Source organism: Streptomyces hygroscopicus subsp. hygroscopicus, assembly GCF_001553455.1.
GTDB lineage: Bacteria > Actinomycetota > Actinomycetes > Streptomycetales > Streptomycetaceae > Streptomyces > Streptomyces hygroscopicus.
The window spans coordinates 1-9,328 of the sequence record NZ_BBOX01000496.1; the positions used below are offsets into that span (position 1 = coordinate 1).

Annotated in this window: 7 protein-coding genes; 6 read left to right on the forward strand and 1 reads right to left on the reverse strand. The window is 71.7% G+C overall.

Translation table 11 applies throughout. The features are described 5' to 3' along the window. Positions 1-303: 303 nt before the first annotated feature. Complete coding sequence (locus AXW62_RS37155) at positions 304-978, forward strand: TIGR04222 domain-containing membrane protein (RefSeq protein ID WP_079115971.1); 675 nt, start codon at positions 304-306, stop codon at positions 976-978. Between the two features lie 134 nt (positions 979-1,112). On the opposite strand, the gene AXW62_RS37160 is transcribed toward AXW62_RS37155, so the two are convergent. After that, on the reverse strand, positions 1,113-1,472 hold the full coding sequence (locus AXW62_RS37160) for a cupin domain-containing protein (protein WP_030826271.1): 360 nt from the start codon (positions 1,470-1,472) through the stop codon (positions 1,113-1,115). 124 nt (positions 1,473-1,596) lie between these two features. On the opposite strand from AXW62_RS37160, the gene cutA reads away from it, so the two are divergent. The 5 genes from cutA to AXW62_RS37190 all read left to right on the forward strand — a co-directional run bounded on the left by cutA (position 1,597) and on the right by AXW62_RS37190 (position 9,261). Then, positions 1,597-1,920: a divalent-cation tolerance protein CutA gene (gene cutA / locus AXW62_RS37165; RefSeq protein ID WP_060948275.1), complete on the forward strand. Its 324-nt coding sequence runs from the start codon at positions 1,597-1,599 to the stop codon at positions 1,918-1,920. 831 nt (positions 1,921-2,751) lie between these two features. Then, complete coding sequence (locus tag AXW62_RS37170) at positions 2,752-3,729, forward strand: adenosine deaminase (protein ID WP_060948276.1); 978 nt, start codon at positions 2,752-2,754, stop codon at positions 3,727-3,729. Positions 3,730-4,690: 961 nt separating this feature from the next. Beyond that, on the forward strand, positions 4,691-5,950 hold the full coding sequence (gene ltrA, locus AXW62_RS37175) for a group II intron reverse transcriptase/maturase (protein WP_060948277.1): 1,260 nt from the start codon (positions 4,691-4,693) through the stop codon (positions 5,948-5,950). Positions 5,951-6,823: 873 nt separating this feature from the next. After that, on the forward strand, positions 6,824-7,900 hold the full coding sequence (locus tag AXW62_RS46470; RefSeq protein WP_252368875.1) for a sirohydrochlorin chelatase: 1,077 nt from the start codon (positions 6,824-6,826) through the stop codon (positions 7,898-7,900). Further along, a complete protein-coding gene (locus AXW62_RS37190) occupies positions 7,897-9,261 on the forward strand; it encodes a deoxyguanosinetriphosphate triphosphohydrolase (RefSeq protein WP_252368876.1) in 1,365 nt (454 codons plus the stop codon). The genes AXW62_RS46470 and AXW62_RS37190 overlap by 4 nt, the downstream gene beginning before the upstream one ends. Positions 9,262-9,328 lie beyond the last annotated feature (67 nt).

A 9,328-nucleotide genomic window follows, 5' to 3' on the forward strand; every position in this document is an offset into this window, starting at 1 on the left:
CCGCCTGGTGGTGGCCGGCGGGGGCCCGGCCCTTGAGGTGATGCGCGTTCTCCGGCCGGAGTCCGGCGCGGAGACCACCGAGGCCGTCCGGGGCCATGTCACCGCGGGCTGGCAACTGCCGGACGGTGGCGAGGCCCGCGGCCGGTTCGTCGTCCTGCGCGACACGGTGTCCTGACGCACCGTGCGGTGAAACCTCAAAAATTGCTCTGAAGTATCCCCCCATCGGCGTTCATCACGGATCCAATGGGCAAAACTGGCGGGACCGAACCAGTTCGGATGAGCGGGGGCAGTCCGATGCGGGCCATGTTCAGACGTATCACCCCGGCGGAGCCACGGCCGCTGGACCTCTACGACATCGCGTATCTGGTGGGTGGGGTGCAGTGGGTGGCCCAAACCGTCTTCATCGCGCTCCAGGAGCGGGGCGTCATCACCATCCGACGGGCCCGGGTGCGGGTGGTGGAGCGCCGGGCCGACCACCCGGTCGAGCGCGCCCTCCTCGAGCTGTGCCCCCGCTCCCGGCGGGTGGACGACGTCGTCCCCGCGCTGTGCGGCGGGCCCGAGATGGCGGAGATCCGCGCTCGGCTCGCCGCCGGTGGTCTGCTCGGCCCTCTCCGGCGCCGCCCCACCCGCGCGGGCCGACGCCGCCTGGAAGCAGCCGAGCGGGACGACGCCTACCCCTCCTACGCCTTCCACGGCCTCGCCGCCGTCCCGGCCCAGGAGCGTGGCCGCGCCATCAGCGCCGCGACACCCGTAGCGAGTGGCGGTCTGGGCTACTGGGGCAGGCGTCTCGTCATCACCTCCGCAGTGGATGCAGTGGATGCAGCGGACGCAGCGGACAACGGCATCGACGCGCACCCCGGCTCCGGATCCGGCACGCACGGGTGGAGCGGGGGCCAGGGTGGCGACCACGGCGGCCACGGGGGCGGCGGCGGTCACCACTCTTGCGGTGGCGGCGGAGGCGGTGGCGGCGGCGAGTAGGGCGTCCGCCGGGCGGTGTCCGCCGGGGGATGTCCGTCAGATGGCGTCCGCCGGGCAATGTTCGCTGGGGGATGTCCGTCAGACGGCGTCCGCCGGGCGACGTTTGCCGGGGGACGTCCGTCAGACGGCGTTCGTCAGGCGGTCGTCGCCTCCTCGTAGGGGGTGGGACAGCCCGGTGTGGCGGTCACGGCGGTCAGCAGCACCACCGAGTCCTCCAGCGCCCGCAGCCCGTGCCGCTCGTGCGGGAGCTCCTGTACCTGGCCCGCGATGAGATCCGTGCGGTTGGTGCCGCCGGTCAGCCGCACATGCCCGTGCAGCACCTGGAGGCTGGCCGCCGGAGGGGCGTTGTGCTCGTCCAACTCGCATCCGGAGACCATGGCGATCACGCTCTGCCGCAGCGGGCCGTCATGCAGGAACAGATGGGCGCTGCGTCCGTGTGGATCGGCCTTGGCCTGGTCCAGATGGTGGCGCGCGAGCGTGGTGAGGTCATCCATGAGTGCCCCTCGATCGGTCCGGTCTGATCGTCGGCGGGTTCCCTCAATCCTCACCGGCTAGCGTGGTGTGCGCCAGTTCGCAGCCGCGCCGTGGAACCGCGCCGTGGAGAGAGGTACAGCAGCAGTGGCCGACTACCTGACCGTACTGACCACCACCGACACCCCCGAGAAGGCCGAGGTGCTGGCCCGCGGGGCGATCGAGGCCCGGCTGGCGGCCTGTGCGCAGATCAGCCAGCCCGTGACATCCGTGTACCGGTGGGAGGGGACGGTCGAGACGGCGGCCGAGTGGCAGGTGCTGTTCAAGACCACCGCCGCGCGCTACGACGAGCTGGAGGCGCACATCCGTGAAGCGCACGACTACGAGACCCCCGAGATCATCGCGCTGCCCATCGTGAACGGCAGCGAGGACTACCTGGCGTGGGTGGTGTCGGAGACGACCATCGGCTGACGCCGGGGCGTGGGGCGGGGCGTGCGGGGCGGGGCGAGGAAGGTGCCGCGGCCGTGAGCCGGGGTCCGCTTCGGACGGCCGTCGGCCGAAGCCCGCTTCGGGGAACTATCGGCCGGAGCCTGCTCCGGGTGGCCGTCAGCCGGGCGTGCTCTGGGCGGCCGACACCCGGGCCCGCTCTGGGCAGCCGCCAGCCCGACCCGCTCCGGGCAGCGGCAGCCGTCAGCCGGGCCTGCTTCGGGTGACTGTCAGCCCGGTCCGCTCGGGCAGCCGACACCCGGCCCGCTTCGGGTGGCCGTCGGCCGGGCCCGCTCTGGGCAGCCGCCAGCCCGACCCGCTCCGGGCAGCGGCAGCCGTCAGCCGGGCCCGCTCTGGGCAGCCGCCAGCCGGGTCTGCTTCGGGTGACTGTCAGCCCGGCCTGCTCCGGGTAGCCGACACCCGGCCTGCTTCGGGTGGCCGTCAGCCGGGCCCGCTCTGGGCGGCCGACACCCGGGCGTGCTCTGGGCGGCCGTCAGCTCGACCCGCTCCGGGCGGCCGTTAGCCCGGCCCGCTTCGGGCGGCCGACGAGCGGAGCCCCGTTCCGCCACGCCGTCTCGACGCCCCGCTCCCGCGCGGCCCCAGGAAGCGCGGGTCCGGCCCGAATCCGCGTCCACGCCCCTTGCTCGCCGCCGCCAGAGAACCTCCCGCAGCACTTCTCGCTCACCCCAGCGAGGGCGGCCCCTGGCGGTATCGGCTTTTCGCTCGCCTTACCTCCACAAGGGTGATGCATCCGCTTCCGCATAGCCTTGACCAGTCATCATCCCGCACCACCGAAACCAGCAGGTGATCCCAGCCGTGCCGCCGCTCCCCACCGCAGAGCTCCATCTCCACATCGAGGGCACCCTGGAGCCCGACCTGGCCTTCGCGCTCGCCGAGCGCAACGGGGTCGAGCTGCCGTACGCCAGCGAGGAGGAGCTGCGGGCCGCGTACTCGTTCAGCGACCTCCAGGACTTCCTGAATCTGTACTACGCGCTGATGGCCGTGCTGCGCACCGAGGACGATTTCGCCGACCTCACGAACGCGTATCTCACCCGCGCCCGTGCTCAGGGCGTCCGCCATGCGGAGATCTTCTTCGACCCGCAGGCGCACACCGCACGCGGCGTTGACATCGGCACGGTCGTCCGCGGGATCGGCCGGGCGCTGGACGCGGCGCCGCGGACGTACGGCATCACCACGCGCCTGATCATGTGCTTCCTGCGCGACGAGAGCGCCGCATCCGCCCTGGAGACCTTCGAGGCGGCCCGCCCCCATCTGGACCGGATCGCCGCCGTCGGTCTGGACTCGGCGGAGGTCGGCCATCCGCCGTCGAAGTTCCGCGAGGTGTACGCGCGGGCCCGGGAGGCCGGGCTGAAGTGCGTCGCGCACGCGGGGGAGGAGGGCCCGCCCGCGTATGTGTGGGAGGCGCTGGACGTCCTCGGTGTGGACCGTATCGACCACGGGGTGCGGTGCCTGGAGGACGAGGCGCTGGTGGCCCGGCTGGTCGCGGACCGCATCCCGCTGACCGTCTGCCCCCTGTCGAACGTCCGGCTGCGCGTCGTGGACCGCCTCGAGGACCATCCGCTGCCCGCGATGCTGGACGCCGGTCTGCTGGTGACGGTCAACTCCGACGACCCCGCCTACTTCGGCGGTTACGTGGGTGACAACTACACCGCCGTCCGGGACGCGCTCGGTCTCGACGCGGCCACCCTGCGCACGCTGGCCCGCAACTCCTTCGAGGCCGCCTTCCTGGACGAGGAGACGCGGGCGGCATACCTGAAGGAGCTCGAGGTCTAGGTACCGGACTCGGGGCGCGGACGGCGTGGCCCTGCGCTCGGGGCGGACGGTTGGGTGGTCGGGTTGGGTGGTCGGTCAGGTGGTCGGGCGGACGGTTGGGTGGTCGGTCGGTCGGTTGCTCGGGGTGGTTGACGTTGCTCGGCGTGCGGGGGCGCTCGGGCTGGTGGGGGTGGTCAGGTGCGGGTTTCGTCTCGCGCCTTCGGCGCACTTGAGCACGGGCCGGGGGTACCGGGCCTGGCCCGCGTCGCCGGCCGCCGAGCCGGTGGGGGCGAGGGCCGGTCGCGGCTTCCGTGGCCGGGGGCCGGGGCCGATGCCGGACCGCAGGGGGGGTGTGGGTACCCCCTCTGGAAAACGGTTGATGGATTAGTTGCGCCAGATCTTGTGTCCTGAACATGAAAGGGAGTTGGTTGCAGGCAGCTCCTGGAAAATGATGCTGTGCGAGAGATGAAGGTATGGCCCTTCGGAGCCGCCCTGCGGGGGGAGGCTTCAAACCGCCTCATGCTGCGTTCGGTTGAAGACCGTCGTGGTGAGCGATGAGGAAAAGGCGTCGTAAGAGGCGTCAGGTGGGGACCGGAAAGACGAACGCAAGTGAATCGCTGCTGACGTGTCGAAACGCAAACAGACGACATCAAAACCGGGGCATGATCTGGGCTTCGGGATGAGCCTGGCGGGTGCCCGTCTATTGGCCAGGTGGTGTCCGGCATGTAGGCGACGTGAGTCCGGTCTGCGGCTTTCGCATGGAACAGGAGAAGGCAGGTCCCGATACTGCCCGCCGTAACGGTGGGCGAGAGGGAGTGCCCCAAACAGCGGACACTGTGAGGGGTCGAGTACCGACGCGGGGCGTGCTGGCGGACCGGCTCGTAGTAGTGCTGAAGCCCCCGTAACGGGGGTGGAGCGAAGGGGCCGGGCCGTTCGTGACTGCGTTGATCGCATCAACCGGACGGTGTCCGGGAGGAGTCCGATGGACCAGTTGAAGTCACAGGCCAAGCCGTTTGATATTTCGAAGTGGGAAGTCAAGGAGGCGTGGGAGGAAGTCAGGGCGAACAGAGGCGCTCCAGGAGTGGACGGGCAGAGTCTCGCCGACTTCGAGAAGGACCTGAAGAATAACCTTTATAGAGTCTGGAATCGCATGTCGTCGGGCTCGTACTTTCCGCCGCCGGTGCGCGCGGTGCCTATTCCTAAGCCACAGGGCGGTGGCACGAGAATGCTCGGCATTCCCGCTGTCGCCGACCGGGTGGCGCAGACCGTGGTGGCCCGGCATCTGATGCGGAAGGTGGAGCCTATTTTCCACCCGGACAGTTTCGGATACCGGCCCGGACGGTCCGCCCTGGACGCGGTGGGAAAATGCCGGGAGCGCTGCTGGAAGCGGGACTGGGTGGTGGAGTTCGACATTGCCAAGTTCTTCGACAGCGTGCCCTGGGACCTGCTGGTCAAGGCGGTGGAAGCGCACACTGACGCCGTTTGGGTGAAGTTGTATGTGCGGCGGTGGCTCGCTGCCCCGCTCGCCATGCCCGACGGTTCCCTGCTGGAGCGGGAGTGCGGGACCCCTCAAGGGGCCCCGGTTTCTCCCGTTTTGGCGAACCTGTTCCTGCACTACGCATTCGATACCTGGATGGCCCGGGAATTCCCGACCGTCTGGTTCGAACGGTATGCCGACGATGCGGTGCTGCACTGTGTCTCCAAGCGTGAGGCCCGCCAGGTGCTGGCCGCGCTCACGGACAGGATGGCTGAGGTCGGGCTGCGTCTGCACCCGGACAAGACCCGGATCGTGTACTGCCAGGACGGTAAACGCCGACGCTCCTACGAGCACACGGCGTTCACCTTCCTTGGATACACCTTCCGCGCCAGGCGAAGCCGGAACCGGCACGGCAGGCAGTTCCTGTCGTTCGATCCGGCGGTCAGCAAAGACGCCCTGAAGAAGATGGGGCGGCAGGTGCGTTCCTGGCACCTGCACACCCGCTCGGATCTGTCCTTCAACGAGCTCGCCCGCAAGATCAACCCTGTGGTGGCGGGCTGGCTCAACTACTACGGCCGCTTCAGGCCCTGGGAGTTGCGCTCCTTCGTCATGCGCATCAATGCCTGCCTGGTGCGCTGGATCCGCCAGAAGTACAAGCGGCTCGCGGCGAAGCGGAAGGCCATCGCGAAGATGCAGGAGATCGCCCAGCGATACCCCCGCATGTTCACGCACTGGCGCTTGACCACGGACGCCGTGCTGGCCTGATGATCAGAGCGGCAAGAGCGGAGTGACGAGAGATTGTCACGCTCCGTTCTGTGAGAGCCGAGGGGTGCGATTCCCCTCGGCTACTCGGCAAGCACTTTTGAGGAGGTGTCCCCACCTCCTCGTTGCCTGCAGCCCGGAGGGGTCCTGGTGGCCGTGTGCGGGTGGCGTGACCGGCGCCTGCTGTCCACGGGCCTGGCGGATGGCGGCGCCGCCGAGCACCCAGCAGCCAGCGGTCCAGCAACCCGGCGGCCAAGAGCCAGCAGCCAGCAGCCAGCAGTTCTGGCGCCTCAGCAGCCCGGTTGCCCGGCAGCCCCCGGCGCCGCCAGACGTGCGCGCCCGCATGCCGCGCGCCGGGACGGCGGCCCGCCGGGCTGGGCGGTCAGCCGTCCGCCACCTCCAGCCGCACCGTGCACACCTTGAGCCCCGGCATCTGCGGCACCGGGCCCAGGGCTGGATGCGTCACCGTGTGGTCCGTCCCGCCCCGCTCGGTGGAACGGCACGAACACTATCCGGCCGGATGCCTCGGCTGATACGGGCCGGTGTCACTGTTACGGCCCGTGTCACCTCGGGTTACGCCTCCGGAAACCGGACCTCAGCGCGGGGTCCGGCGGTCGGTGAAATCGGCGCAATGTCCCGTCACGGCCGCGCAACGGAGGCGCAATCCGCCGCTGCCACGCTCTGGGCATGACGGCGTCGCCCCATTCCGGTCCTTTCGGTTCTTTCGGTCCGTCCCGCCCTTCTGGTCCCCCCGGTCTCGACGGCACGCTGGGCCCCGACGGTACGACGGATCCCGGTGCCCCGTGGCCCACGCCCCGGCCCACCGCCCGGCTCGACCGCGCGGTCCCCGGCCGCCGCACGCCGACGCTCGTCGCCGTGGCCCACGGCAGCCGGAACCCGGAGGCGCTGCGCACCGTGACCGCCCTCCTGGACCGCGTCCGCGCACTCCGCCCCGGGCTGCCCGTACGCCTCGGCCACATCGAGCTCAACCGGCCGGTGCTGACCGACACGCTGGCCGCGCTGCGTGGCGAGGCCGTGCTCGTTCCGTTGCTCCTCGGTCGGGGCTATCACATCAAGCAGGACATCCCAGACGTCGCTGCCGCCGCACCCCATCTGCGCATCCTGATCGCCACCCCGCTCGGCCCGGACCCGCTGCTTGCCGAGGCGCTGCACGCCCGGCTCACGGAGGCCGGATGGTCGGCCGACACCGGCCGGACCGCCGAAGCCGGTCGCCTCGCGGACCTCAGCCGGTTTCCGGAAGCCGGTCGGACCCCCGAAACCTGTCGGCTCCCGGAAGCCGGTCGCCTCGCAGGCATCGGTCGAATCGCCGAAACCGATCGGCTCGCGGACGTCAGCCGACTCCCGGAAACCGGTCGGACCCCCGAAACCTGTCGGCTCGCGGACACCGGTCGGACCGCCGAAACCGGTCGGCTCGCGGACGTCAGCGAACTCCCGGAAACCGGTCGGGCCCCCGAAACCGGTCGGGCCACCCAAACCGGTCTCCGCACCCAAACCAGTCTCCGCACCCAAACCGGCCCGCCCGCCCAGCCCCGGCCCCGGCCGCCCGCCCCCGCCCCGCACACGGCGGGCGTCGTCCTGGCTGCGGCGGGCTCCCGCGATCCGGACGCGGCCCTCGACACCGCCCGGGCCGCAGCCCTGCTCGGCGCGCGGCTCGGCGGGGTGCCCGTGCTGCCCGGTTATGCCTCCGGCTCCGGCCCCACCGTGTCCGAGGCCGTACGGATCCTGACCGCGCTCGGCCATGACCGGATCGCGGTCGCCTCCTACTTCACCGCACCCGGCCGGTTCGCCACCGAGTGCGCGGAGGCCGCCCCCGGTGTCGTGGCCGCCCCGCTCGGCGCCCATCCGGCGGTGGCGCGGCTCGTACTCCACCGTTACGAGCAGGCGCTCGCCTCTGCGCCCCTGTCACACCCGGCGGCTACCGTCGGTGTATGAGCCGTAGCGCACCTGCTGAACCGGATCCGCCCCCCGCGACCGCCGTCCCCGAGGCCGACATCCGCCGCATCCCCGGATACACCGCGGCGGACCTCGAGCGCTGGGCGCCCGAGCCCGACAAGCGGCCGGGCCGGACCGCCTTCCAGCGGGACCGGGCACGAGTGCTGCACTCCGCCGCGTTGCGCAGGCTCGCCGGGAAGACCCAGGTGGTGCCCGCCGCCCCGGCCGCCGACCCGGCCGGGCCGACCGGGCGCGCCCCGGCCTTCGACGCCACCCCCCGCACCCGGCTGACTCACTCCCTGGAGTGTGCTCAGGTGGGCCGGGAGCTGGGGGCCGCCCTCGGCTGCGACCCGGATCTGGTGGAGATGGCCTGCCTCGCCCACGACCTCGGCCATCCGCCGTTCGGCCACAACGGGGAGCAGGTGCTCAACGAGATCGCCGAGCCCTGCGGCGGCTTCGAGGGCAACGCGCAGTCGCTGCGGCTGCTGGCCCGGCTGGAACCCAAGCGGTTCGTGCCGGACCGGGAGACCGGCGAGCCGGTCAGCGTCGGCCTCAACCTCACCCGCGCCGCGCTGGACGCCGCCACCAAGTACCCCTGGCCGCGCGGCGGCCATCCGCATATCCCCGGCTCCCCGAAGTTCGGGGTCTACGAGGACGACCTCCCGGTCTTCACGTGGTACCGGCAGGGTGCCCCGGAGGGCCGTACGACCTTCGAGGCCCAGGTCATGGACTGGTCCGACGATGTCGCCTACTCGGTCCACGACGTCGAGGACGGGCTGCACGCCGGCCATCTCGACCCCGCGAGCCTGCTCTCCGAGCCCGAGCGGCGCGAGGTCTTCGCCGTCGCCGCCGACCGTTACGCCCCGGGGGCGGAGCCCGGGGAGCTGGCCGACGCGCTGGACCGGCTGCTGGACCAGGAGTGGTGGCCGCACGGCTACGACGGCTCGTCCGTCGCCCAGGCCCGGCTCAAGGACGCCACCAGCCAGCTCATCGGCCGCTTCTGCCTGGCCGCCGAGGGTGCCACCCGCGCGGCGTACGGCACCGGCCGCTTCACCCGCTACCGCGCCGAGCTGGTCGTCCCCCGCGCCATCCGCCTGGAGTGCGCCGTCCTCAAGGCGGTCGCCGACCGGTACGTCATCCAGCGCGCCGACCAGGAGCTGGTCCGCGCCGATCAGCGCGTGGTCATCGCCGAGCTGGGCGAGGCGCTGATCGCCCGCGCCCCCGACGGCCTGGACCCCCAGTTCCGCGCACTCTTCGACGCGGCCGGGGATGACCGGGGCCGGCTGCGGGCGATCGTGGACCAGATCGCCTCGCTGACCGACACCTCGGCCCGCCGGCTGCACGCCCGTCTCACCGCATGAACCGCCGCCCGCCGGGACCGTGCCCCGCCACCGCCCGCCGGGTCCGCCGCCCCGCCGCCGTGCGCCG